This window comes from Parapedobacter indicus (assembly GCF_900113765.1).
GTDB classification, from domain to species: domain Bacteria; phylum Bacteroidota; class Bacteroidia; order Sphingobacteriales; family Sphingobacteriaceae; genus Parapedobacter; species Parapedobacter indicus.
On record NZ_FOQO01000008.1, the window covers coordinates 100,379 to 125,432 of the forward strand.

General features: G+C 48.3%; 17 protein-coding genes. 6 read left to right on the plus strand and 11 right to left on the minus strand.

Translation table 11 applies throughout. The features are described from left to right. Window positions 1–26: 26 nt before the first annotated feature. The 6 genes from BMZ56_RS16510 to BMZ56_RS16535 all read right to left on the minus strand — a co-directional run bounded on the left by BMZ56_RS16510 (window position 27) and on the right by BMZ56_RS16535 (window position 13,535). Window positions 27–2,066: a glycoside hydrolase family 2 protein gene (locus BMZ56_RS16510; RefSeq protein WP_218146596.1), complete on the minus strand. Its 2,040-nt coding sequence runs from the start codon at window positions 2,064–2,066 to the stop codon at window positions 27–29. Between the two features lie 15 nt (window positions 2,067–2,081). Beyond that, entirely contained in the window at window positions 2,082–4,658 is a 2,577-nt protein-coding gene (locus tag BMZ56_RS16515; protein WP_090628582.1) for a YyaL domain-containing protein, read from the minus strand. A 3-nt stretch (window positions 4,659–4,661) separates the two neighbouring features. Continuing rightward, window positions 4,662–6,986, minus strand: a complete 2,325-nt coding sequence (locus BMZ56_RS16520) for a glycoside hydrolase family 31 family protein (RefSeq protein ID WP_090628584.1) — start codon at window positions 6,984–6,986, stop codon at window positions 4,662–4,664. 6 nt (window positions 6,987–6,992) lie between these two features. Beyond that, entirely contained in the window at window positions 6,993–8,795 is a 1,803-nt protein-coding gene (locus tag BMZ56_RS16525) for an FAD-dependent oxidoreductase (RefSeq protein WP_090628586.1), read from the minus strand. A 205-nt stretch (window positions 8,796–9,000) separates the two neighbouring features. After that, entirely contained in the window at window positions 9,001–10,488 is a 1,488-nt protein-coding gene (locus tag BMZ56_RS16530; RefSeq protein WP_090628873.1) for a RagB/SusD family nutrient uptake outer membrane protein, read from the minus strand. A gap of 32 nt (window positions 10,489–10,520) precedes the next feature. Beyond that, the gene (locus BMZ56_RS16535; protein ID WP_090628587.1) at window positions 10,521–13,535 is read right to left on the minus strand and encodes a SusC/RagA family TonB-linked outer membrane protein; all 3,015 of its coding nucleotides are present in this window, start codon (window positions 13,533–13,535) and stop codon (window positions 10,521–10,523) included. A 227-nt stretch (window positions 13,536–13,762) separates the two neighbouring features. Here BMZ56_RS16535 and BMZ56_RS16540 point away from each other — a divergent pair, with 227 nt between their 5' ends. The 5 genes from BMZ56_RS16540 (at window position 13,763) to BMZ56_RS16560 (ending at window position 18,344) form a co-directional block, all read left to right on the plus strand. Next, a complete protein-coding gene (locus tag BMZ56_RS16540; RefSeq protein WP_218146598.1) occupies window positions 13,763–14,782 on the plus strand; it encodes a GntR family transcriptional regulator in 1,020 nt (339 codons plus the stop codon). A gap of 299 nt (window positions 14,783–15,081) precedes the next feature. Further along, entirely contained in the window at window positions 15,082–16,431 is a 1,350-nt protein-coding gene (locus BMZ56_RS16545; protein WP_090628589.1) for a flippase, read from the plus strand. Then, complete coding sequence (locus BMZ56_RS16550) at window positions 16,428–17,072, plus strand: O-methyltransferase (protein WP_090628591.1); 645 nt, start codon at window positions 16,428–16,430, stop codon at window positions 17,070–17,072. The genes BMZ56_RS16545 and BMZ56_RS16550 overlap by 4 nt, the downstream gene beginning before the upstream one ends. Further along, on the plus strand, window positions 17,069–17,980 hold the full coding sequence (locus BMZ56_RS16555) for a hypothetical protein (protein WP_090628592.1): 912 nt from the start codon (window positions 17,069–17,071) through the stop codon (window positions 17,978–17,980). Before BMZ56_RS16550 ends, BMZ56_RS16555 begins: the two co-directional genes overlap by 4 nt. A 181-nt stretch (window positions 17,981–18,161) precedes the next feature. After that, window positions 18,162–18,344, plus strand: a complete 183-nt coding sequence (locus BMZ56_RS16560; protein WP_090628594.1) for a hypothetical protein — start codon at window positions 18,162–18,164, stop codon at window positions 18,342–18,344. 141 nt (window positions 18,345–18,485) lie between these two features. On the opposite strand, the gene BMZ56_RS16565 is transcribed toward BMZ56_RS16560, so the two are convergent. Then, entirely contained in the window at window positions 18,486–18,917 is a 432-nt protein-coding gene (locus BMZ56_RS16565; RefSeq protein WP_090628595.1) for a pyrimidine dimer DNA glycosylase/endonuclease V, read from the minus strand. A 30-nt stretch (window positions 18,918–18,947) separates the two neighbouring features. After that, the gene (locus BMZ56_RS16570; protein ID WP_090628597.1) at window positions 18,948–19,694 is read right to left on the minus strand and encodes a rhomboid family intramembrane serine protease; all 747 of its coding nucleotides are present in this window, start codon (window positions 19,692–19,694) and stop codon (window positions 18,948–18,950) included. 101 nt (window positions 19,695–19,795) lie between these two features. Between BMZ56_RS16570 and BMZ56_RS16575 the strand changes: the two genes are divergently transcribed. After that, complete coding sequence (locus BMZ56_RS16575; protein ID WP_090628598.1) at window positions 19,796–20,689, plus strand: DMT family transporter; 894 nt, start codon at window positions 19,796–19,798, stop codon at window positions 20,687–20,689. Window positions 20,690–20,692: 3 nt separating this feature from the next. Here the strand turns inward: BMZ56_RS16575 and BMZ56_RS16580 are convergent, their stop codons facing one another. From BMZ56_RS16580 to BMZ56_RS16590, 3 genes are read right to left on the minus strand one after another with little or no spacing between them, the layout of a single operon-like run. Then, a complete protein-coding gene (locus BMZ56_RS16580) occupies window positions 20,693–22,147 on the minus strand; it encodes a sulfatase family protein (RefSeq protein WP_090628600.1) in 1,455 nt (484 codons plus the stop codon). 35 nt (window positions 22,148–22,182) lie between these two features. Beyond that, the gene (locus tag BMZ56_RS16585; RefSeq protein WP_090628601.1) at window positions 22,183–23,577 is read right to left on the minus strand and encodes a sulfatase family protein; all 1,395 of its coding nucleotides are present in this window, start codon (window positions 23,575–23,577) and stop codon (window positions 22,183–22,185) included. Beyond that, window positions 23,564–25,054: a RagB/SusD family nutrient uptake outer membrane protein gene (locus BMZ56_RS16590; RefSeq protein ID WP_090628603.1), complete on the minus strand. Its 1,491-nt coding sequence runs from the start codon at window positions 25,052–25,054 to the stop codon at window positions 23,564–23,566. The genes BMZ56_RS16585 and BMZ56_RS16590 overlap by 14 nt, the downstream gene beginning before the upstream one ends.

The following is a 25,054-nucleotide window of genomic DNA, read 5'->3' on the forward strand; positions in this document are numbered from 1 at the left end:
ACACAGCGTTGATCTTACTGCATAAATTAATTGTGTTCGTTTAACTTAATAGTTTGTTCCAACGCTACATAACCCGTAGGCTTGAAAATTTTCAGCGAAAGTTCATCAACGAACCCATTAATGGAGAGGGAAATCTCTTTGCTTTCGCCGGGTTGCAATTCAGGCAGCGCAATCTGAATATGAGGAGCCTTCAAAATGTATCCGCGCACTGGATGGGCCGGAAAATCGCCTCGAGCCGTTACTTTCAGCCGCAACTGGTGCATACCTTGTTCACCGATTTGATACTGCACTTTTTCTACCGTTATAGGTGCCATTTCGCGTTGGTAAACCGCATAAGCAGGGCGCACCGATCGGTCTGGCCTCACCAATCCCCAGGGGCGGTAACCGTTGGGGTTGGTGTTATAGTAGCGGCTCTGGTAATCGTTGTACGTCCACCACGCTGCGCCGATTACGAAAGGGCGCTTCCGGATTTCACTGACCACGTCGGTAACATGCTGTGCCGGCCAAGCTTCACCTTTGTCGGTATCTGAACGCACCCCCCATTCACTAATCAGGATAGGTTTATCCGGATAGAGGGTGTGTATATGGTCTAAGGTTCGGCCGTGACCACCATAAATGTTTGCGCTTATAAAATCTACATACTGGCTGGCCTCATCTGCGGGTTTTTCAGGTTTGGCATTGAGGCGATTACTCGCAAATGTATACAACCGTGTAGGATCCAGTTCCCGCGCATACGCGATCATGTCTTTCGTCCAACGTTGGCCGGCTGGCTCATCGGATCGATATTCGTTGCCCATGCTATAGGCAATCACGCTGGGATGATTCCAATCGCGCTCGACCATCTCCTGAAACTGCTGCTTGAATGTTGCCCGGATGGTGTCATTATCCAGCTGCGTCGGCGTAAGCTGCCAATTGCCCACTTCCGTAACGATCAACATGCCGTATCGGTCAGCCAAATCATAAAAATATTCAGACGGTGTATAATGTGTTAAACGTTGGAATTCCATACCTGCTTCTTTCATAAGCTTGAAGTCCTTCTCGATGAGCCAGTCAGGCTCCATCGACCCTAAGCCGGGGTAGTCCAACACCCGATTGCCTCCTCCCAACCGCACCGGTTGGCCGTTGAGTAATAACTGGGCATTGCGGACCTCTATTTTCCGGATTCCAAAGTGCGTGGTAAGCGTATCATCCCCTACACTTGCCGTTAGCTCATAAAGCGTCGGTGAATCCACGTTCCAAAGTGTGGTCTGAGCTGCCGTCAGCTCGCTTTCAGACTCCAGTATCATTGTTTGACCTGCTGATATATCTACAGCCTTGTTCTTCCACGTCAGTGAAAGCACGTCCGCTCCCAATTGCACCTTATAGTTCGTCTGAGGTGATATCGCGCGTGGGCTGGCATTGCGTATCCGTACGTTAGTTTTCAGTACTGAAGTTCCTGTCGTCAAATCCGGTATAGCGGCTACCTTCATGTTTTCAATGTACACTTCGGGCTCAATGGTGAGGTAAACAGGCCTTACGAGTCCGCCATAGTTAATCCAAGCCGGATACGAGTCGTTTATATCATCGTTATCCTTTGTGCCCGGCACCGTATTCGGCTTCCAGGTATCGTTATTTACGGATACCGCCAACAGATTCTCTCCGTCTTTTAGGTGATCGGTAATATCGAAATGAAAAGGTGTATATCCGCCTTCATGTATACCGATCCATTGCCCATTTAACCAGACTTTCGTAAGGTAATAAGCGGCATCAAAGTGAAGGATTACACGTTTACCCGGCACAGGCCTCCATGCAAACGATTTGCGGTACCAAGCAGTTCCCGTATAAAAAAGATAACGTGGGTCGCTGGAAAAGCAATGCGGTACCGTCACTTTATCCTGCCGCCCTTCCCGGGTTATCCCTTCGAGGTACCACTGACCGATTTCGCCTCGGTCAGCCAGATCGAGCGCAAATGTCCATTCACCGTGAAGCGGGATGGCATTCGGTTGCCGGATCGTATATTGTGCAAAAACACCATTCGAAAAAAAACAGATAAAAAGCCAAATGGCGAATCCTTTCATTCCAGTCATTGTAAATGATTCCAATCAATTAGTTAATTTGATCACTTTTAACCCAAAAGGTTGCATACTCACCGTGAAATTCCCGTCTTCTGCAAACATATCTTCGCATTTATCTCCATTTTCATCCAACAACACAGCTTTGGAATATGCTGCATCGGGAACACGGAAATGGACCGCGCTACGCTGTATCCGCGTACTGTTATTCAATAGGATCAAATACGTGTCGCCATTCTCAATGGATTTTGCCGCCATGAAATCTACTTGTTGATTGGACACCTTGAGCCCTTCCGCGGGTAACCACAACGCTACCTCATTACCGAAAAGCGTACCCGGAGCAAAACCATACGATTGATGCGGGCCCACTTTAGGCGCCACGAATCCTCTTGGAAATTTGATAAGCCCGTTGGAACGGGAGCTGATCTCGGCCATCAAATAGTCGGTTATCCAACCCACCTGCCACCATGCATGATGCGGAAATGGGCCTGCCCCATCGTCCATGCGAGCCCAATAATAGGAAGCTACATGTGTAGTTGAATCGACAAACGCATCTCTCCCCCATGCCGCTGCACGTGCCATATCACGGAACAGCTGTTCACCAGTTAAATCCGCCATCCGCACAAAAAGACCAGCATGGCTGGCCAAGGCAATCGGACCACCTCCGTTTGCAGATCCGAGTGTTCCACCGTGTTCGAAGCTCAGCCCCACCTGGCTGATCTCCCAATCTTCCTTCCGTTTGCCCCGCACTTCCTTCACCTCCTGCGAGGGAATGGGGTGCGTATAGATGGAAGCCGTATAGATTTTTGCCGTCTCCACAGCCGCTTCAAGATACGAATCGTTGCGGGTTATCTCGAATAAATCAAGCAATGCTTGGGCACTCTGTGCGGTAGCGAAATCAGGCACAAAGCGAACGTCACCGCACACCCCTAGGAAATATCCCTTTTTTACTGCATTCGTAACAAACCAATCTGCACCTTTTACCGCTCCCTTCAAGTATTTTTCATCGCCAAGTAATCGATATGCTACAATCAGCCCATAAAATGTGGGGCGCAAATCCAGCTGATCCGTAAATACCGGCTGTTTGGTATGCCTGTCATAAGCTACCTCCCAACCGCCGTCCGCATGCTGCCATTGCAACAGCTTATCCGCGCCGATGCGCAGCCGATCTTTCAACGCTTGGTCGGTTGGATCGAATAGGAGGATGTTTCCGATATCCAACATCGTATAATACGTTAATGCAATGGGTTCAACGTAGTCGCCCCACTCTTCGGTAAAACGGCGGCTCTTCCACAGGTAATACTGTCCAACCGCAGCCCCCTTAAAAAAGCCATCTTCCGTTTGTTGTTGCGTGAGCTTGAAGTTCCTTGCCGGCTGCAACCGGGTTTCGTTTAACACCGAATCGCCTGTAATCCGGGCCAACATCCACATAGCGCCGTAATCGGCATTTTTCATGGCATCCCTATCGGAGCCAACGACACCCCCCAAATAAGACTGCGCCCCGATTTCCATCCCTTGGTATTCGTGTATGTTCCACAGGGATGTACGGTCATCTTTCAAGTAGTTCAACATCGAAAGAATACGGTTGGAAAGTGATTCCCGCGTGTTTTTCAGCTCAACGGCTTTACGGAAATCGTACACATCGTAAATGGCATGCTGGTATACCTGAAACCAATCGTTCTGTTGTATTGAAAACCGAAACCGAAAGATGCGCTCCTCACCTGCTTCCATAAAGGAATCCATCTCCCCCAATACCGGATGGTAGAGGGTAGGAGAAAGTTGCGCCTGCCGATTCATCAGCGATAGGCCGAGGCGCCATTCGCTGCGCGTGTCATGACTTCCGGCCCACGGATCCGTTGCGGTTGCTTCCGGATCTGCAATCACAGCCAGTGTTATGCCCTGCTTATTTTGGATGAGTGGAGAAAGCGTACTTGCGGTACGCTCGCGGACCACCACTGGGATATTCGGTATCCCTTGCCCATAGGCATATGCCCGAAGCAAGTCTGGCTGAATTTCATGCCCCTGGAAGTACCCCGGCAGCATTGCCCATTCCAGGTCATCGGGACTGGTTGCAAAAAGTGTAGGTGAAGCGAACGAAAAATAGCCCGATTGTTTGGCTTTAATCCGCATTTCCACCCATATATCGGAGGTATACAGGTGGTCCAGTGTCCATGTGATTTCGGCTGTGAATTGGTCGGCCTGATGAATAAATTCCACACCGTTCGGTCCCGATTTCGCATTCGTTGGATAAAACGAAGTAGCTTCTCCCGCCGTATTGAGAGCCACCGGCCGGAAATTATCCACCCACCTGGAAATAATGTATTTATAGGAGTCAAACACATGCCCCTGGGCACGCTCCATCAGCGACGTATCCGGCTGTGTATCGGGCGTGCTTTTCGAATAGAGGGCGAGGTAACTTCCTTGCGTATTCGGCACCGCTATTGCTTCGCTATTCCGATGAAGCGTAATTTCATCCAACACATAGCCATTCGGCGTCTCTTCCCATTTCAACCGCAAATCTCGGTTTTCCAACACGATGTCCGATTGTCCAAACGCGCAAGTCGAAACCACCTGCACAAAGATAATGAGTCCACTAATTTTCTTCATTTCCTAGTCATTAAAATCCAGTTTATACTCAGTACCCGGTGTAATTTCAAAGGTCAGGGGAACACTGAAATCAGACAAATACACTTCGTTGATTTCGTCTGTTTTTGTATTGCGGATGCGGTACCCACCTTTTTTCCAGTTTGCAAATTCTTTATGCACGACAGACTTCCTTTCGCCATCCGGAAAATGAAATGTATAGGAAAACGGCTCGTCGGAAGTGGGGTATACCGATGCCTCAAATCGGTTTTCACATTCACGTACCAATATCCCTTTTCCACCTATGAATACGGGTATTTTATCTAGCGGGAAATCGTAATTCTCCAGGGTTAGCGGTCCTTCGAACCATGCTTTTGTTTCATAATCCATCCATCGTCCTGCTGGAAGGTAAACATTCCGCTGCGTTGCCGTAGCATAATCATTTCCATAGAGCGGTGTTGCCAACAGCGATTCGCCCAGCATCCATGCGTATTGCCTATGCGCTTTACCAGCCAGTTGATAGGTGTTGGCATCGTCAGGGAATGCCACAGGCAATGGCGTCATGACGGAGGGGAAGCCCGTGTAATAACTTTCCAGCGCGGCGCTATATAGATAAGCAGCGTAAGCTACATGCCATTGCATTGCTTTTTTAACGGCTTTCTCATAAACCGGGTTCTGCAAATGCCAGGGGCCGTGTCCCATAGCCATCACCGGACTAACCGCATTGGTCATCGCGTTACGCACGAAATATATCTTCTGATCTTCGGTCAGCGGGTTTTCCAAATATTTACCTGCTACGATATCGAGGTAAACGGCTGCTGCGCCACTTGCTGCATAATTCAATCCGTTGATCAATGGCCGATCTTGGTCAAAGCCGTACTTCGTATCTTCCAACCTCAGGATGTCGCCAGCCACGGTGTACGCGCTGTTCCGAGCCATAATGAGGTAATCCCGCTTCATCAATGCTTCGTTAATGGGATTCAATTTGGCGTCGTTATCGAGTTTCTTCCCATCATACAACATCAGATCTTCCTTGAAACCGTCCACTCCCCATCGATTTGCCCCCTTTACATACCAATCAACCGCCGCCGGATTCCGGTCATTTAGCAGGAACACGTTACCTTGAGGAAAATTTACGCGATATGTCTCCGGTTTCCCGCTGCTATCGGTTACAAAATAACCGGCATCCATGCCTTCTTTCACAAATTCCCCATCATTGGTTTCCTCATAATAACCACCGTACTCCGTCGTGCCTTTAAAATTTATCCGCAATCCCAACAGCAGGCTGATATCCTTTTTTTTAAAGAAATCTTTGAAAGCGCCGGGATTAGGATATCGGGGATTGGGTAAGCCATCGTTTCTCCCAGCGTCGGCCACGTCATCCCAGATTCCGAAGCTCGTAGTCGCCCCTTCGGTTGGATTTCGCCGCTCGCCCTTCCAGAAGCCCGACCCTACAACGGCCCATTTGATGGGGTACCCCCGTCCAAGGTAGGTATCGATATCTTCTTCAACCGATGACTGATAGGTATTCCACCCCAAGGAACCAAATGCTTCGTAGCCCAGCTGGAAGAACCGGTATTTCGGTTTCAGACTAGGGTACCCCTCTATCTTCCTTACACGCATGTAGGTCCGATAAATTTGCTTCGGATTGCCCACGAAATAATATACGGTAGCCCGTGTATCTGCCGCCACTCCGAGCCGATTTTCTTCGCGGGACACCGCCACCCTTTTGGTCCGTTCACTGAATAGCACCTGTGCGAACTCATGCGCCGGAAAAACAGTAAATGTCGATATAAAACGATGTTCATTATCGCGGTTGCCGAAATCGTCATCCACAAAACCGGTGACATCGGTGTTATCACCAAATCCGCCGTGGTCGCCCAAACCGTAAGCCGGACTGAGTGCAGCTGTTCGGAAGTCGATTCGATACAGGTCGCCCACCGAAGACGGAGGGGATTCTGGCACCACGGAAATAGCAAAGTAATCGTCTTCCAATCGAATGGTTACCTGTGCTTCTTGACCCTGTCGATTCGTTAACTTCGCTGTAAGCGAATCACTATCGAGGTGCTGTATACGTACCGATCGTATTGCTTCTCCACTTGTGTCGCTAGCACGACAGAACTGCACATTTCCCAACGGATGAGCGGGGATTTTACTTTCTCCACGTTGCACTTCTAATTGGAAGGTATTTGTATCAATATGAACCGAATAGTTGGCACGGCTAAGTGCTATAACGTCTTTGTCCTGCTGTGCATTTGCTGCGTTTACCAGAAAACACACCATCATTGTTGATGCAATCAACCGGAGGTATCGCAGACTGGTATACACTATGTTATCCGTTCGTACTCCCATTCGCTATCAGTCTCTCACCATATCAAGAAGGTCGTCTAAATGTCTTTCGTATACTCCTCTGGGGTTGGTTTCATTTTTCTTCGCCACATAAGCCGCCATTCCTACCACTTCCCCCATCATTCCGCAGGTACGCATCACGCGAGTGCTGCCAAAGGCAACGTGCGTGGTGCTGATATTCCTTCCAGCCATAAACAAGTTTGGAATGTTTCGGCTATACAGGCAACGGTAGGGTATTGTATAAGGAGCGACCCGAATGTGCTTTGTACTCGCAAAAAACTCCTCCCCGGGAAAGTAAAGGCTGTTTTCTTTCTGAGGGAAATGCAAGTCTATCGTCCACGTCGCGGTCACCGTAGCATCGGGATACATTTTGCCATCCTGTATATCCATTTGAGTTAAAATGTGATCACCCATCAACCTCCTCGATTCCCGTTTCCCACCGATGTAAGCTACCCACGCCAATTCTCGCTTGCCATATTTTTCGGCTTTATTGTTCTTAAGGTAAGACCAGTTGCCGTACACTGCGCGGAGGTTATGATCCCTGATTTCTTCAGCCTGGGCAATCGTATTCAGATTGCCAAAACCGGTCTCCCACTGCCAATCCGACCGTTCCTCGTCAATATGGTATTCGTCTGAAAACGGCAGGGCCCATGGAGTTTGGGGGAAATCCGTCACCGAATCCACGGGTAGCGATGCCCAGAGATTCGAGGTACCTAACGTGAAGTCATCTGTTTTTTCTGCGGCCAATGATTCGCCCGTTTCAACCTTGCTTTCCCTTCCCATTCGGTAATTGGCTCCCGCCAGATATCCAACGGTACCATCACCTGTGCAATCGGAAAAGAATGAGCCTGTAAATCGTACTTCTTTATTTGTCCGGATATCTCGCCCAATGACGGCCGAAATGTTCTTGTCCTTCATTTCCACTTGATACACATGGGTATTAAGATATAGCGTTATATTTTTCTCATAATTAATGATATCCATTTTCCGTTGGTCGCCATATTGCAGTCCATCGGGATGGCCATTCCCCGGATCTCCATTATCCAACTCGCGCACCACTCGCCCTAGTTTGGGGTGGTGGTTCTTATCGATATCGCCTCTGAGGTGTACACGTACTTCCGAACTGTTGTTTCCTCCCAACACCGGGCGATCTTGTATAAGCGCCACTTTTAGTCCTAATCTCGCCGCAACAACCGCAGCACAGGTACCCGCGACCCCCCCTCCAACCACAACAAGATCGAAGTGGCCGGCCTCTTTCCTTGTGCCGTCAAGATCAAGTAAGGTTTTTCTCAAGTTAGACATTCCCACGGAATCCTGTGGCGGTTCGGCTTTCGATGTACTAAACAGCAATGCGTCGCAGCGGCCGTTGAACCCGGATAGGTCCTTCAACCGAATCTCTGCATCCACATTGGTAATATCCACTTCACCTCCGTAATACCACTTCCATCCGGCGACGCCACTTTCCCCGAAAACGCCTCCCAGCGGTTCGCCGTTTACGATGACCTCAAATCTACCCGGTCCTTTCGGAAACGGCGCCCAGTCTTTTGTACGCACCCATAGATGATATGTCCCCGTTTTCTCAAAGTGCGCGGTGGTGGTTGCATCTTCCACTGGTCGTCCCATGCCATGGGCCATCAGGTAAGACGACTGGATAACTGGGAACGATTGCTGGTCGATGACCCATCCCCCGGTATTGTCGAAGGATTCGGCTTCGACCAACAATTGGGTTTGGGCTAGGGTATGCAGCGACCATGCGGCAAACGAGAAAAGGATCAACAAATACTTAGCAGTAACTCTCCTAGGTAATTTCATACTTCTTTTTTATAAATCTTAGCGGGTATTCATCTTTATAAGCCGATGTGAACTCCTGCCTTCCAATACACGCGTACCGTGTTCTCATAAGCAGGCCAACGGTCGGGTAAGCCGATGAGATCCGTATAAGCTCTGCAACGGCTGCTATCGTATGTACGCGGTAGCAGCCGTTGCAGACCCGTTGCGATTTACGCAGGTAATCCCATCAATTCCAATCAGGGTTTTGCGTCAATTCCGGATTGGCATTGATTTCATCCTGCGGGATAGGAAAATACCTATTTTTCGGCTGGACATTCCGCTCCGGATACACATCGTTTACGGCGTTGGGAATAACTTCTAGAAATTTCCCAGTCCGAGTGAGGTCGTACCATCGGTCGCCCTCGGCAAAAAATTCCCATGCCCGCTCTTGGATTACGGCATCGATGAAATCCGTTTCGCTTAATCCGGCCGCTAAATCCTCAAGACCGGCTCTATCGCGTATGCTATTCACATATCCATAAGCCTTGGTGCTGGGCCCGTTCAAGTGAGCCTCCGCTTCAGCAGCGATTAAGTATATATCGGCCAGTCTGAAAATCGGGATATTGCGTGTCGAACTTGTGGTGGAAACCGGATCCTGGTATTTTTTTATCAACACACCTTCTTCCGTGATCGGAGTAATTTGTCGTTGCGGCACCCACTCCCCTGCCTTGTTCAGGTAGGTCGTATCGAGCAACATTCGCCTTTCGTCGCCTTCTTCAAAGGACATAAAAAAGTCCATATAAGCAAACATGGAACCATAGGTAGTACGTCCATATTCGACCCCGCCACTTCCCGACGGTCCAGTAAGACCTACCATCTGATGTCCGTTCCCCGGCGATATAGGATCCACCTCATAGGCCCACATCATTTCCCTACGGGCGTCCTCTTCGTTATCATGGCGAAAGAGATCCACCACATTATCCAATAATGCATAAGTTTGCGAATTCAATACGGATTCCGCCTTTTCTAATGCCACCGCCCAATCTTCGTTGTATAGTGCAGCCTTTGCGTACAACGCATTTACAGCCTCCCTTGAAGGCCTTCCGGGTTCTACTGCCGGAAAAGAAGGTAACCCCGAATCATATGCGATATCCAAATCGCTATAAATTTGCTGATATACCTCGTTTAATGGGCTCTTCGGCGTATAGGCTTCCTCTTCTTTTGTGCTTGGGGTTGTTCTCACCGGAATTTCGCCGAAATTCTTAGTAAGCATCCAATGGTAAAATGCCCGTAAGAAATGTGCTTCACCTATAATCTGCTTTTTGCGAGTCTCATCCATATCCGCTTCAGGTACCTTTGCGATGATCCAATTGGCTCGTTCGATACCTTCATAACACGCTGTCCATATCCGTTCCGGAGATTCCATAATTCTTCCTTGGCTGCGCTGCGTGGTATAGGTAGGTTCTACAGTGAAAAGCGTCAGCGTATTACGGCCCACCACGGCTCGTGGATAGGTTTGGTCGTCGCTGAAATCTGGAACCAACAGGGCTGCCGGACCGCTGTAAAGCGCACTCATCGCACCATATGCCGACACCAATGCCTTTTCGGCATCGGAAGCCGTTTTATAATAAGATTCCGAAAAAATGGATGAGTAAACCGTTTCATCCAGTTTGCAAGCCATCATTCCTGAAGTCATAAACAGGAAAATTACTGCTTTGTATAATATGTTACGCATTTTCATTACTTTCTATTTTTGTAACTTGAGGATTAGAAACTAACTTGTATACCTCCCAGTATTGACTTCGCCTGTGGATAGACGAGGTTGTCAATTCCAATCTGAGTGTTCGACCCGGCATAGGTATTCACTTCTGGATCGAACCCGGTATATTTCGTAAACGTGAAGAGGTTATTAGCACTCACGTACACCCGGATGCGATTAAGCTTTCCCAAGGAATTGAACGTGTAGCCCAGGTTAATATTCCTTACTCGGAGGTACGATCCATCTTCCATGGCATAGTTTGTTATCGGCAACCGGCCAGCCACAAATGGACTAACATACTGTTCACTGGGATTTTCCGGCGTCCACCGATTAACGACTCCTTTTAGCTGGTTTCGTTGTCCAAGCGGATTTTCAAACGACAACCTGCTGATGTTATAAATATCGTTGCCATAGCTGCCCGACAGGAAAATGCTTAAATCAACATTTTTATAATTCAGGTTAGTCGAAAAGCCGAAGATAAATTGAGGATTTGGGTTCCCTGTGATGATCTGATCATCCGCATCGATGGCGTCATCCCCATTGATGTCTCTAACCTTATGCCCGCCTAAACGCCCGTCATAGCCCGGAATGATCGTTTCGCCGGTTTGGTTGATGCCATCAAACACGTAGGTTTTGAAAAGCCCTAATGGCTCACCTACCTTCAATATGGTATAATTCGTAATAAAGCGCTCGTCAGTAGTGCCCCCATCCAAATCAATCACTTTATTTCTATTGGCTGTTACGTTTGCGGTAACGGTCCACTGTAAATCTGAATCCAGGATAACAGCATTCGTTGCCACTTCAAAGCCTTTGTTTTCGAGCGAAGCATAATTTCCGGTAATGGTGCTATATCCCGAAGAAAAGGGCAGTGATTTGACGTAGAGCAGGTCGTCGGTACGCTTATGATAATAATCAGCCACGATAGACCACCTATTATTGAACAAGCTGACATCAAGCCCCACGTTCGTCTGCGTCGATTTCTCCCACCGCAAATTCGGGTTAGCGATGCCTGTAGGTGCAATACCGGTATCCCAGCTATGGTTAAAATTATAGCCACCACTTGCGGCGACCATGGCCAGCGACTGGTAGGGCGAAAGACCTGCGGCGTTGCCTGTCGTACCGTAGCTTGCCCGCAGCTTCAGGTCGCTCAACTGACGTATTCCCTGGAAAAACGGCTCCTCGATTAGCCGGTACGCTGCGGAAACCGCAGGGAAGAATCCATATTTCTTATTGGCCCCAAATTTAGTCAGTCCATCGATACGTCCGGTAATGTCGAGGAAGAACTTATCCCGGTATCCGTAATTGATACGGGCCATGTAGGAATCCAATCGCTGCGAGGTCCGGTCGCTCGATACTTGACTATTCAGGGCTAACTGCAAGGCTTCATTCGTCGTAGCATCGTTTGGAAAACCAGTCGCCGACAAAAAATTACGTTTGTATGCTTCGGATTGGGTAGCAAATAGTCCGGTCAATTTCAGTGAATGATTTTCAGCGAGTCGAGTTGAATACGTAATCAAACTTTCGTGCAAGAGATTCAGAAAATCACGGTTGTCTTTCGATCCGGATCCCGAATTTTCGCCGATGTCCTGCTGGGCAATGATGGATAAAGGCGAATAACTATCATACAATCGGTCGTCTATATCGACATTAAAAGATGCCCGATACACCAACCCCGGCATGACTTCAAATTCTCCATACACATTTGCCAGTGTTCGCTTAATCGCCCGTTGTTGTAGAATTTCTGTGAAATTCAGTGGGTTGATCACCTCGCGGTACCTTCCACCGTGTTGCTCTGCAAATGGATAAACGCCTCCACCTTCACGGTACGGCTCCAAGGTCGGCGGTGCACCGATGGCGGCACCCAATACACTTCCGGTTACCACTGCCGCGTTGCCTAGGTTATCGGAGCCGGCGTTAATTCCTTGATTGATTGAATAGCTTCCTAAAATACTACTCCCCAATTTGATTCGATCGTTGATTCGGTGGTCAACATTCAATCGGTACGAATACCGTTCGAATCCCGAATTCACAATAATGCCATCTTGGTCGAAATAATTCAGTGATAGCGCCAATTGTGTTTTTTCATTCCCGCCATTCACCGTAAGCTGGTGGTTTTGGATCGATGCTTCCCGGAAAATAATGTCCTGCCAATTAATCCCTTCACCCAAGGAGGCGGGGTTTTCATAGACAGTTGTTTTATACACCTCGTTTTCCAATTGCGCAAATTCGGCGGCATTCAACACATCGAGGGTTTTTGACACGTTCTGTACACCGACGTAGCTCTCAAAGTCAACCCGTGTTGCCCCCGACTTCCCTCGTTTTGTGGTAATCAGCACTACGCCATTTGCTGCCCGTGCACCGTAGATAGCGGCAGCTGACGCGTCTTTGAGCACTTCCACGGATTCGATATCATTTGGGTTAATGGTTGACAACGGACTTACGTCATTTATTCCACCACTATTTGATATTTGAATCCCATCAACTACATATAGCGGTTCAGAACTTCCGTTAATCGAATTGGTACCGCGAATACGAACACTAATATTTCCGCCAGGCGCGCCTGAATTCTGGTTGATTTGTACACCAGCCACCCGAGCTTGCAATCCCTGCGCCACGTTTGTTACCGGCATTTGGGTCAATTCCGCAGCCTTTACCGATGCAATGGAACCCGTTGTTTCGATTTTCCGCTGTGTACCGTACCCCACCACGACCACCTCGTCCAAGCCCGTCGTCTCGGCTTCAAGGCTAACATTGATTAGGTTACGATCACCAATGACCTCTTCCAGCGTAGCATAGCCCAACAGTGAAAAAGAGATCCGTTTAGCGCCGGATAGCACCGTAAGCTGATACCGACCGTTTGCATCAGTTTGGGTCTGTTGATCGGTTTGGGGAACAACTATTGTCACGTTGGGCAGCGGGGTGCCATCCCCACCGTCGGTGACTGTTCCTGTGATTGTTTGCTGTGCACTCGCAATCGTTGCCCATGCGCAAAAACAGCCTAATAAAAAATAAAATTTATGCATAATGATTAAAATTGGTTAACACTCTTTTATTAACAATCTGGTCTGGTATGGTCTGGTACCAAATCCTACTGCAAGTATAAGAGATTTCAGGAACATCATCCAAATTTTATTTCAACAAAATCCAACTTATAATTGATAATCAACCACATAGGCCCAAAATAGGAAATAACTTCTTCTGGTTTGGTTTGGTAGTGGCATTTAGTTATTTTTGCCCCGCATAAATTAAAATGGGGATCGAATCTACTGAACATAACCCGCGCTCCGGCAGTCGCATGAAATACCTGCAACTGGTAGACTATATAAACCATTTGGTTGAATCTGACCAACTCCACATCGGCGATCGGATCCCGTCACTAAAGCAACTCGAAAAAAAGTTGGGTATGAGCAAGGAGACCTTACTGAAGGGACTCACCCATCTACTTGAAAAAGGCATCATCGAATCGGTGTATCGCAAAGGATACTACGTAAAGAAGAAGTCGGTAGACCATACCTACAGGGTGTTTCTCTTACTTGACAAAATGAATGTCATGCGCGACCGGTTCTACCATACGCTATTCGAGGAACTCAAGAATGTAGCTGACATGGATATATATTTCCATCACCACAATTTCAAGGTGTTTGAAAACCTGATCCGCGAAAACTTGGGTAACTATACGCACTTCGTCGTTGCTACTTTCCTTAAAGAAAATCCTTCCGAGGTGCTCAACCTCATACCCGCACAGAAACGCATCATTATCGATTACAATCAGCCTGACTTAGACGGCGAGTATTCTTGTATTTTCCAAGATTTCGAGCACGATATCTATGACGGCCTCACCCAATTAAAAGATCAACTTTCCAAGTATAAAAAGCTGATCCTTATCGCCCCCCATGAAGCTACCCATGCCCGCCACGTGATGGATGGATTTCTACGTTTTTGCGTGGAGCATGCGTATCGGTATGCCATCGAACACGAAGTAGAAGCCAGCAGCTTCCAAAAGGGAAATGGGTACATTACCTTTAGCCGTTATGACACCGATGATGTAGCGTTGATCAAATTAGCCCGCAGCAAAAACTACAAACTTGGGTCGGACGTTGGACTGATATCTTATAACGACACGGCTGTTAAAGAAATCCTCGAAGATGGTATTACGGTCATTTCGACCGATTTCGAAGCGATGGGTAAGGCGGTGAGCCAAGCGATTATGAATAAAGAAATCGTTACCTTCCGCAATCCAACACGCGTTGTCTTGCGAAATTCGCTGTGACTTAATATTTATAGCCGTCCGGTTCAACGTTTGGCGCCAAATTGCACGGGTTCGCACTAATCCGTGCCGAACTTCCCACTTACTTTCTACTATTTCCCGTCTTCCCGCACATGCTATCCGTAGCTCATCCGTAGCTCATCCGTGCCGAATACGGAAAATCCCTGGATATACGCCGTATAAAGCACGCATTCCGTCCGCAGGAAGACAGAAAACCATCAAAAAAAAGACTGGAGAAAGTCGCTATTTGGTGCAGATGATAATATTCGCCTATCTTTGCCGGGAATCACTGACGGCAACCCATGAAGCTACCCGCCCTACCCGGTTTTGACGCCCATGCGTTTGACAAGTACCTGAAAAATACCGGGTGGCTGTTAATGGCTCGTGTAGGATCGCTACTGATCAAGATGCTCGTCACAGCTGTTGTCCTTCCCAACTACCTCGGCGATGCGCAAACAGGGATACTCAATTACCCGCTGGTATTGGCTTCGTTCTTTGTTGCTGCAAGCAGCCTAGGCACCGACAGCCTGGTGACCCGCGAGCTGCTCGTGCATCCACAGCAGCACCGCACCATTTTGGGTTCGGCATTCCGATTGCGCCTATTCTCGGGCTTAACGGCTATCCCGTTGATCTATTTTGCCTACCTGTGCATCGGCCACTACGCTCCGGAACCTCCGGCAGCACCGTTAAGCTATGTTGCCATCGTGTCTTTCGTGTGCGTAGCTCAATCCGTCAATATCATTGATTGTTATTTCCAGTCTATTGCCAAAGGCAAGTTTATCATGTATGTGCAGGTTGGCGCCAACCTGCTGTCGGCGCTGCTAAAGCTTGTCCTCATTGTATCCGGCGCATCGTTGACAGCCTTTGTTTGGATGCTACTCGCAGACGCCGCGCTGCTATCGCTGGGCTATGTGTATGTATACCGCGCGCAGCACCACAATCCGTTCCACTGGAAATTTGACCGCGCAGTCGCCCTCAATTTGCTCAAACATTCCTGGCCGCTGGCGTTGTCTTCTGTGTTTGTAACCCTCTACATGAAAATAGACCAGCTCATGCTGGATGCCTTTTGGGGAAAATCGGCATTGGGTGTCTACGCCACGGTAGTGACACTGAGTGAAGGCTGGTATTTTTTCCCAATGGCCTTGGTAGCGGCCTTGTTTCCTGCGCTTATGCACGCCCGGCGTGACGATCCGGCGCGGTATCAGAAACGGCTACAGCAACTTTATGAACTCATGGTCATCATCAGTATTGGCATCGCATTGATCACCACATTTGCGGCCCCTTACATCTACCAATGGCTTTACAGACCCGAGTTTCATATCGGTGCCCCCACGCTGGCCATCCACATCTGGGCCGGAGTATTCGTTTTTCTCGGCACGGCAAGTGGCCAGTACCTCATCGCTGAGAACCTCACGCGGATATCGTTCCTGCGTACAGCCATCGGGGCTTTAACCAACGTGCTGCTCAACCTGTGGTTGTTACCTCGTTACGGCATGAACGGTGCGGCAGTCGCTACACTACTTGCCTATTTTATTTCCACTTTTTCGGTGCTGCTTATTCCCAAAACGCGCCAGCATGGCTTTTCCATGCTGAAAGCACTCGTATTATGGAATACATTAAGTACTTTAGCACACAAATCTGAAAAAAAATGAAGTTCATCTATCCGATAAGCAGTTTGTTCAGCTTGCGCAAGATCCGGTCGCTCCTTTCATTCGGTGTGAAAGGTTATTTGGCGGAGATCGGCTGGATGGAGGCTTATCGGGCACGCGTACCCCTTGACAACAACAAACAGCCACTACCTTGGTTTACATACTCATTTATCGATTTTATGGAACCACGGCTTTCCGACACGCTGCACGTATTTGAATATGGTTCCGGTTACTCTACCCGCTATTTTTCAAAGCGGGTTGCCTCTGTTACTTCTGCCGAGCATGACCGCGAATGGTTGGCAGCGGGAATGAAAGACAAAGCCGAAAACGTCACATTGGTCCATTACGAAGGCACGGTAGACGGCGATTACTGCCGTGCAGCAATGCTGCAAAACAAAAAATTCGATATCATACTGATTGACGGATTTGACCGTAATAACTGCTGCAAGCATGCCGCCGATGCGCTGAGCGAACAGGGTGTGATCATTTTCGACGACAGCCAATTGGAGAAATTTCAGGAAGGTGTCGCTTATCTTAAACAAGCTGGCTTCAAGATGCTGCCTTTTAGTGGTATCTCTCCGGGTTTATTTTACCGGAAAGAAACCAGCGTCTTCTATCGACCAACCAATTGCTTCGCGATATGACCCAGGCACCGGTATTGCTGCTTACGTTCAACCGCTTGGACACCACCAAACGGGTATTCGAGCAAGTGGCCCGATACCGTCCTCCCAAACTTTACCTCGCTTCGGACGGCCCACGGAAACACACGCAGGGCGAACAAGACAAGGTTGACCATATACGGCAATTTCTAACGGAGAGTGTGGACTGGGAATGTGAAGTAAAAACGTTGTTCAGGCCGGCGAATCTCGGTTGTAAAATTGCGGTAAGCGACGCCATATCATGGTTCTTTGCCCATGAGGAGTGTGGCATTATCCTCGAAGACGACTGTCTGCCTGATCTGTCGTTTTTCCACTTTTGTGCAGCCATGCTGGACATGTATCGCGAGGACACCCGCGTCATGCAGATTTCCGGCACTAATTTTATCGGCCACTATACCTCCGATCCGGAGTATCGTTATTTTTTTTCCAAGTACGGGGGAATATGGGGGTGGGCGAGCTGGCGCAGGGCTTGGAAACATTTTGATCTGTCGCCGGAGAAATACCACCAGGCTAAAACTTCCGAAATACTTAGGGGTTTTTTAGGAAATGCTTATGCTTGGCGGATGTCTCTGTACGAACAGGTATTTGAAAAAAATCTTGACACTTGGGATTATCAATGGAGTTTTGCACGTGCCATCAATTCAGGACTCAGTATTGTTCCAGCGGTAAATCTGGTCAAGAACATCGGGTTTGGAACGGATGCGTCTCACACACATCGGACGGCATCCGACCTCGCCGATATGCGAACAAGCGAACTCGATATACAGCAATTCCAACTCAACCCATTTGTCGTACCGGATCCCCATTATGACGAACGACTCATCCGCAAGCTCTCCGATGGCCTCTATCGCATTAAGCCTTTTATCCGACGGGCAAAAAATCTGCTGCCTTAGGCGGTTAGTTAGGTTCTTCGTAGTAATAACTAATTGAAATACCGTATCTTGCGGCAAGATAAAAAACATGGATACCCTAATTTGCGACAAACCGGGAGCTTTACGGATCATTCAAACGAACGAACCTGAATTAGGCAAGGAAGAGGCCCTATTAAAATTCGTCAGGTAGGCATCTACGCTCATGAGTAGCCGCAACGCCACCCAGGAAGATTTTGAACACGTCATCCAAACACTGCAGCAAGGCACTATTCAGCCCGCCCTGTTCATTACGCATCGCACCCCCTGCCAACAACTACCGGATGTCTTCAGCTCATTGCTGGATCCGACAAGCAATGTGATTAAAGCAGTGGTCGACTTTTCGTAACATAAGCATTGAGGCAGGACAGTGCAGTGCAGTTAATTCACAAATGTGTAGTACCTTTGTCCTATCATAATTTAGGTTTATAATTGGTTAGTAAAGGTTTCCATTCTCCCCGTTTGGAAACCTTTCGTTTTTACAAATCACTCATTTAACTACCTCCCAATGTGCTATGTCTCCCTCTTCCAACGAAAACATCGGGTGGGGATCAAGAGATGCTAAGCTCACCAATGACCGGTAATGCTCCGGATCCCGCTGTTTTAGTTTATTCAAAAGATGCTCAGTTTCGTAACGCATTTGCCCAGTCGTCACCGACATAGCTGGAGCATGAAAATCCCAATCTACTTTATTTCGGTCAAAGCAATATCCTCTCAGCACCGCCTCGTCATAAACGACGGCCAGATATCGGTTTATACTGGCTATGGGTTCAGACGAGCGCCTAAATCGCCACAATTGTGGATGCAAGGTGTATCCCTTCGTTTTTCCCTCAAGCACGTGTTTTGCCAACAAGGCCTCCCGCCAAAGCGCTACCAATCCTTTCGCATCAAGATATTTAGGATGAAGTGACCAAATACGCATAAGCTCAGTACAACTAAATACCCCGGATTTTCAACCGCGGACATACGACAAACGCCTGCTAAAGCGGTTGACCAGCAATAAACCGGCGACGAATCCACCGATGTGCGCAGCATACGCTACGCCTCCCGCTTGTTCGCCACCTAGTGCACCGATCCCATTGCTCACCTGAAAAAGAAACCATAAACCGATTGCGACGATAGCTGGGATCGAAACAACGAAAAAAAACAGCAAAAATGTAATCCGTTTATGTGGAAATAACACCAAATAACCCGCCAATACTGCCGAGATAGCTCCCGATGCCCCCAAACACGGTGTTAAAGGGTCCTGACCGAAAAACCACACACTAAACACGTGGCTTAACCCACTCAAGATACCACATAGCAAATAGAAAACGAGATACCTGAAATGCCCCAAGCGGTCTTCCACATTATCTCCGCATATCCATAGATAGAGCATATTCCCTGCCAGGTGTCCGACTCCGCCATGCATAAACATAGCTGAGATGAGTGTCAGAAAAACAGGGATCCCGGTCGGCTGCAATCCGGGCATTTCGAAAGACTCACCCGAAATCGGGTCGACGATCAGTTGACTGTCGGTAATAATATCTCTGCCGGTCAGTATCTCCGCAGGAATGGTAGCGTACGAAAAGGTAAAGTGAATATTATAACCAAAGCCCTGGAGAAACACAAACACCAAGATATTTAATCCGATAAATAAATAATTGACGAACGGAAATGATTTCCGGTCATGGTTCTCGTCTCCGATCGGCAACAACATACTACTTGCTTTATCCTAAAGACGAAGATAAGTGATTCGATCGGGATTGTTGGGTAATCGTGAATTCTTTTAACTAGCTTCGCGTAAAATTTGCACCGAGGTTGAAAACGCAATTCCAACAGTTTACCTATATCCTTGCAGGAACGATCTTCGCTATTTTTTGGGCCTCTGCTTCGGCAGCTACAAAAATCGGCCTCCAATCATCCCAGCCGTTTGTTATGGCCGTGGCGCGGTTTGCCTTGGCATCCGCGCTGATGCTGGGAATAACCCACGGCATCTTGCGACAACAGTTACCTTCTGGCAGAAAGATTTGGAGACAGCTCTTTATCTACGGATTACTCAATATAAGCTTATACCTTGGTTTATACGTGCTGGCGATGCAAGAAGTATCAGCCGGTTTGGGGACATTGTTCGTGGCAACCAATCCCGTACTTATTCTATTAATCAATGCCATCTGGTTTAAGCAGCCCATCCGCTTACACACCATACTCAGTTTCGTCCTATGCATTGCAGGCATGCTGCTGGCTGCCTATCCGCTCTACCAAGAGAGTCATGCCAGTTTGTTCGGTTTAGGCACTCTCTTTCTGAGCATGCTTTCCTATTCCGCAGGGGCGATCTATTTTGCCCGGCAGAATTGGGGCAATCTCCATATTCTAACGATCAACGGTTGGCAGACGCTCATTGGAGGGATTTGCCTGTTACCTTTTATGGTGCTATTTTTCGACCGATCGGCAAATGTATTTGATTCCGCTTGGTGGGGCGCTGTTACCTGGCTGGCCATCCCCGTATCCATCATTGCCATGCTATTATGGCTGTACCTACTGCGCGACAACCCCGTTAAAGCATCGGCCTGGCTCTTTCTTTGTCCCATCGCAGGTTTCGCTATTGCGGCGGTATGGATGAAAGAGCCCCTCTCGTGGCATACCTTTGTTGGCGTATTGCTTGTTTTAGCAGGTCTTTACCTGGTACAGCGCATGAAAATGGCCAAAAAATAATATTCAATTTGTATAAGGTACCGTTTCCGTATCGTCCAATGGAGGATAATTATATTTCTTCACATACTGTAATCCCGGCAAAAATTCGTCGCCATCTGCCGCAAGGCGATCCCGCAGCTGACGGTCAAATGCTTCCATCAGCTCCCGATAGCTGCGATCGCCTACCAAATTATTCCTTTGATAGGGGTCCCGTTCGTTATCAAAGAACAGCCAGGGCCCATTGAGGTCCCGTACATAGGTAAACCTTTTGGATCGCAGACCACGGAATTCTTTTCCCCCGGTTTTCCGCGTCCATTGTCCATAGGGTTGCACACAGGTGATCACCTTCATGGTGTCGGGTGCATCTCCTTGACCTAAGATATACGGAGAGTAGTCGATGCCGTCCACGTCTGCCGGAATGTCAATATCGCAGAGACTCAACAAGGTAGGCATGAGATCTTCAATTCCGATCGGAGCATCTTTTGTTTGTGCCGAGACACCGTATGAGTCGGGCAGCTTAAACATCATAGGTACGCGTATGGATTCATCGTAGGGTTGTTGCTTTTTAGTAGCTCCTTGGGATCCTAGCATATCTCCGTGATCGGAAAGGAAAAGCACAATCGTATTCTGATCTAATCCGGTTTCTTGGAGGAATTTAAGTAAATCACCCAATTGATCGTCCAAAGCTGTACAGTGGGCATAGTAACCTGCTAAATCTTTCCGGGCTGCCGCTTGACTGTTCGTTGGCACATTAGGACGCAGCTGAACGTTTTCGGCTTGGTACAACTCGCGGTAAGATTCCGGAGCGGTATGATAGGGCGCATGGGGTGGCCCCCATGATAAAAACATAAAAAAGGGCTGTTGATTTCCCAAACGGCTACGCATATAGGCTTTCGCATCTTCGGATTGTGCAAAAGCATCATATCCTTCCCAACGTAACGTATCAGGTGTGTCGGCGTAGTAACGAGAGTGATTGTAATTATGGGTACATTCCAGCACCTTCCAATATTCAAAACCCTGCCGACGACCGCCCGGGGGGATAAATGTACTTCTTCCCCGCCCATCGATGTGCCATTTGCCGATACAGGCGGTTGCATATCCTGCGTCGCCGAAAGCTTCGGCCAACGAGCGTGCATCGGGATCAAGCTGCACATCATTCATGAACACACCGTTGCGTAACGGGCGTTGTCCCGTCAGAAAAGACGCCCGTGCCGGTGTGCATACGGGAATTCCCGATACTGCATTTATGAAGTCGATTCCCTTCCGGCTCAATGCATCGAGGTGGGGGGTCCGAACATTCGAATCACCGTGGCTACCGATGGCCTGTGTCCGCCACTGGTCGGCCATGATAACCAACACGTTGGGTTGTTCGGGCAGGGTAATTTCGTTTGATTGGCTGGCAGCAATACCCGGTAAGCCTACCGTCAGCAATGCAACACCTAATCTGATTAAATACTTATTTTTTCTTTTGATATACATTTTCAAAAATTTGAATGGTTATCTAATTCGGTAACTTATCGGGCGGCCTGCTTCAAAAAATCAAAACGCGCCCGTATTTTTTTCAACTGCCGTGCATAGGTTTCATCCTTGGCCACATTGTTCAATTCATAAGGATCTTTTTTAAGATCAAACAGTTCTTCATACCCATGCTCCGTATAAATCATGTACTTATACCGGCCACCGACAACGCCCTCTACTTTCGGTATACGCGGGCTTCCCGCGAAGGTGTGCTCATAAAAGAACGCTGACCGGGTAGAACGCTTGTCCAAAGCTGTCTGCCGAAGGTTTACACCCTGCATACTTGGTGGAATGGATACCTGAGCATAGGCAAGCACGGTTGGCGCAATATCTATGTTCAAAGCGATGTCCGGGATGTCGCCCTGACGGCTTGTCGGCTTTTGAGGATCGTAAATAATAAGTGGTACCCGTACCGACTCCTCGTAGCCAAACCATTTCCCCTCCAGACCATGGTTACCTAAACAGAACCCATTGTCGCCCATATAAATGATCACAGTGCGATCGTCAATGCCTAACTCCGAAAGCTTTTCTCGCAATTTGCCTACCACCTCATCCACCCCCGTAATCAACCGATAATAGTTCTTTACGTTCGTTTGGTATAATTCAGGCGTGCCAAACAAGCCTTCCCATCGCTTACGGGCGATACTTTTACTGTCATGGAAAAAAGGCGGAGTCCGTTCCCACGCTTCCTCGCCACCATTTGGCTGGGGAGGAATGACTATCCCTTCATATAGATTTTCGAAGCGCTCCTGAACCTGATAAACCGGCGGATCACCATCAAGTTCGTGTGGTGCTTTGAAACTGACCGACAAGCAAAAAGGCGCTTCCTTCGTTCCATATTCGTCTAAAAAACGCATGATATCATGGCTCACACTATCGGTTTGATGGACCTTTCTCCCCGCGCCATCTTCTAGCCAATACGGTGGCTGACCACGATCCCAACACGACCAAAAGTCAAAACGATCGCTTGGCGGCTGGTTTCCCACGCCGTACTTACCAATAAATCCAATGTGATAACCCGCTTTCTGCAACAACATCGGATAGGTGTCTGCAAGTGCCGTTTCTGTAAAATTAGTACCAAAATCACTGATTTGGTGTCTCGACATGTATTGGCCGCTAAGCACACTGGCCCGGCTTACCGCACATATTGAAGTGGTCACATAGGCGTTGCGGAAAAGGTAGCCGTTCCTGGCCATCTCATCTAAATGGGGCGTCTGGATAATCGGATTTCCCATCACCCCCAACGCATCCGCCCGTTGGTCATCCGTCAGCAGGAAAATAATGTTGGGCCGGGCCTGATTTCCCGCCTTAGGCAGTTGCGCACAAACCGTTCCCACATGGCTAACCAACGTGAGAAAGGCGACGCCGATAATGGTTTTAATACCCTTCATTCTGTTCAATTTTATTCAATACAATCTGTTCGACAGGAATGGGTGCCAGCAACTTATAGGGTTGCATATCAAAAGCTTGGTCATTCAGCCAGGGCCGAAGCGCCTTCTCGCGTACACCATGGCCAGCTAATACTTCCAGCGCTTTGCCGGTACGTTTCAAATCATACCACCGTTGGTTTTCAAAACAAAACTCGACCTGCCGTTCTTTGGCGATCAATGCTTGTAACCGGGTTTGGTCGTAGCCATCGAGTGGCTGACGGAGTCCAGCACGTTCACGAACCTGGAAAACGTATGGAATGGCTTCCGAAGTGCGCCCCAATTCGTTCAATGCTTCTGCATACATGAGCAGCACATCGGAATACCGCAACACGGGCAGGTTATCACTGCACCGATCATCCGGTGCAGAAACCGGGGGTTTATATTTACTGCAATAGGGAATATCCCGTATTTCGCCATCCGAATCTTTCCCTTTCCAATAGGCAATGGATACTTCTTTTCGCAGGTCTCCTTCCTCAAACGCATCAATCAGATCCCGGGTAGGTTGATTCCATCCGCTACCCGATCCATTGATATTGATATTCGGCCGCTGGGTCACCGCTCCGCCGGAAGACCATGGCGCGAACAGGAAAATAAACCGATTTGCCAGTTCGACACTAGCGTCGGCATATTGCACGGCAAAAATCGTCTCCCTATAGTCTTTCGCGGCCGGATTAAAAAGCGCAGCATAATTATCAAGCAGTCCGTGCTTGGGAGATGACAGTACTGGCTCCAATGTATTCAACGCCTCTTCGTACCGATGAAGGGTAAGATACACCTTCCCTAATAACGACAGTGCTGCAGCATGGCTGGCCCTGCCGTTTTCCACTACCTCTTCAGCCATCGCCAGGTTGTCTACCGCCGTTGTTAGATCAGCAATAATCTGTTCGTATATAATACCTTCGGAAGACCGTTTGATTTGGATTGCATCCTGTGAGTTAACAGGTGCGAGCACCAAGGGTACCCCACCAAATTGCCGGACAAGGTTGAAATAATAAAGTGCCCGCAAAAAATGAGCTTCACCAGCTGTGCGCTCTTTGATGCCTTCATTCCAGGTCACCGTTGATTTGTCCAGTTCTTCAATCAACTTGTTACACCGCCTGATTCCCTGATAAGACTGATTCCAGAAATTGCCATAATTGTCGTTACTCGAAGATGCCAAAAACTGATCAATCACACGGCGGGGCCAGGTTCCACCGTCATCCCGCTTATCCTGATAGCTGGCATTGTCAGATGGGATTTCGGCAATTACCCAATGATCTACTTTCTCATAATTACGCATGGGCACATAGCACCCGTTAGCCAGTAAAATGTACTCCTCTTCCGACGAATAAAAATTGTCTTCATTAAGCGTAGTTTCAGGATACAGTTCCAAAAAATCGTGGGAGCAAGCCGCAAAAACTGGTAAAACCAAAAGTAAATATCGATAAAATATTTTCAT

Coding starts and splice junctions, on each gene's coding strand:
- BMZ56_RS16510 (WP_218146596.1), bottom strand. CDS start 2,066: ATGACTGGAATGAAAGGATTCGCCATTTGGCTTTTTATCTGTTTTTTT.
- BMZ56_RS16515 (WP_090628582.1), bottom strand. CDS start 4,658: ATGAAGAAAATTAGTGGACTCATTATCTTTGTGCAGGTGGTTTCGACT.
- BMZ56_RS16520 (WP_090628584.1), bottom strand. CDS start 6,986: ATGGGAGTACGAACGGATAACATAGTGTATACCAGTCTGCGATACCTC.
- BMZ56_RS16525 (WP_090628586.1), bottom strand. CDS start 8,795: ATGAAATTACCTAGGAGAGTTACTGCTAAGTATTTGTTGATCCTTTTC.
- BMZ56_RS16530 (WP_090628873.1), bottom strand. CDS start 10,488: ATGCGTAACATATTATACAAAGCAGTAATTTTCCTGTTTATGACTTCA.
- BMZ56_RS16535 (WP_090628587.1), bottom strand. CDS start 13,535: ATGCATAAATTTTATTTTTTATTAGGCTGTTTTTGCGCATGGGCAACG.
- BMZ56_RS16540 (WP_218146598.1), top strand. CDS start 13,763: ATGGGGATCGAATCTACTGAACATAACCCGCGCTCCGGCAGTCGCATG.
- BMZ56_RS16545 (WP_090628589.1), top strand. CDS start 15,082: ATGAAGCTACCCGCCCTACCCGGTTTTGACGCCCATGCGTTTGACAAG.
- BMZ56_RS16550 (WP_090628591.1), top strand. CDS start 16,428: ATGAAGTTCATCTATCCGATAAGCAGTTTGTTCAGCTTGCGCAAGATC.
- BMZ56_RS16555 (WP_090628592.1), top strand. CDS start 17,069: ATGACCCAGGCACCGGTATTGCTGCTTACGTTCAACCGCTTGGACACC.
- BMZ56_RS16560 (WP_090628594.1), top strand. CDS start 18,162: ATGAGTAGCCGCAACGCCACCCAGGAAGATTTTGAACACGTCATCCAA.
- BMZ56_RS16565 (WP_090628595.1), bottom strand. CDS start 18,917: ATGCGTATTTGGTCACTTCATCCTAAATATCTTGATGCGAAAGGATTG.
- BMZ56_RS16570 (WP_090628597.1), bottom strand. CDS start 19,694: ATGTTGTTGCCGATCGGAGACGAGAACCATGACCGGAAATCATTTCCG.
- BMZ56_RS16580 (WP_090628600.1), bottom strand. CDS start 22,147: ATGTATATCAAAAGAAAAAATAAGTATTTAATCAGATTAGGTGTTGCA.
- BMZ56_RS16585 (WP_090628601.1), bottom strand. CDS start 23,577: ATGAAGGGTATTAAAACCATTATCGGCGTCGCCTTTCTCACGTTGGTT.
- BMZ56_RS16590 (WP_090628603.1), bottom strand. CDS start 25,054: ATGAAAATATTTTATCGATATTTACTTTTGGTTTTACCAGTTTTTGCG.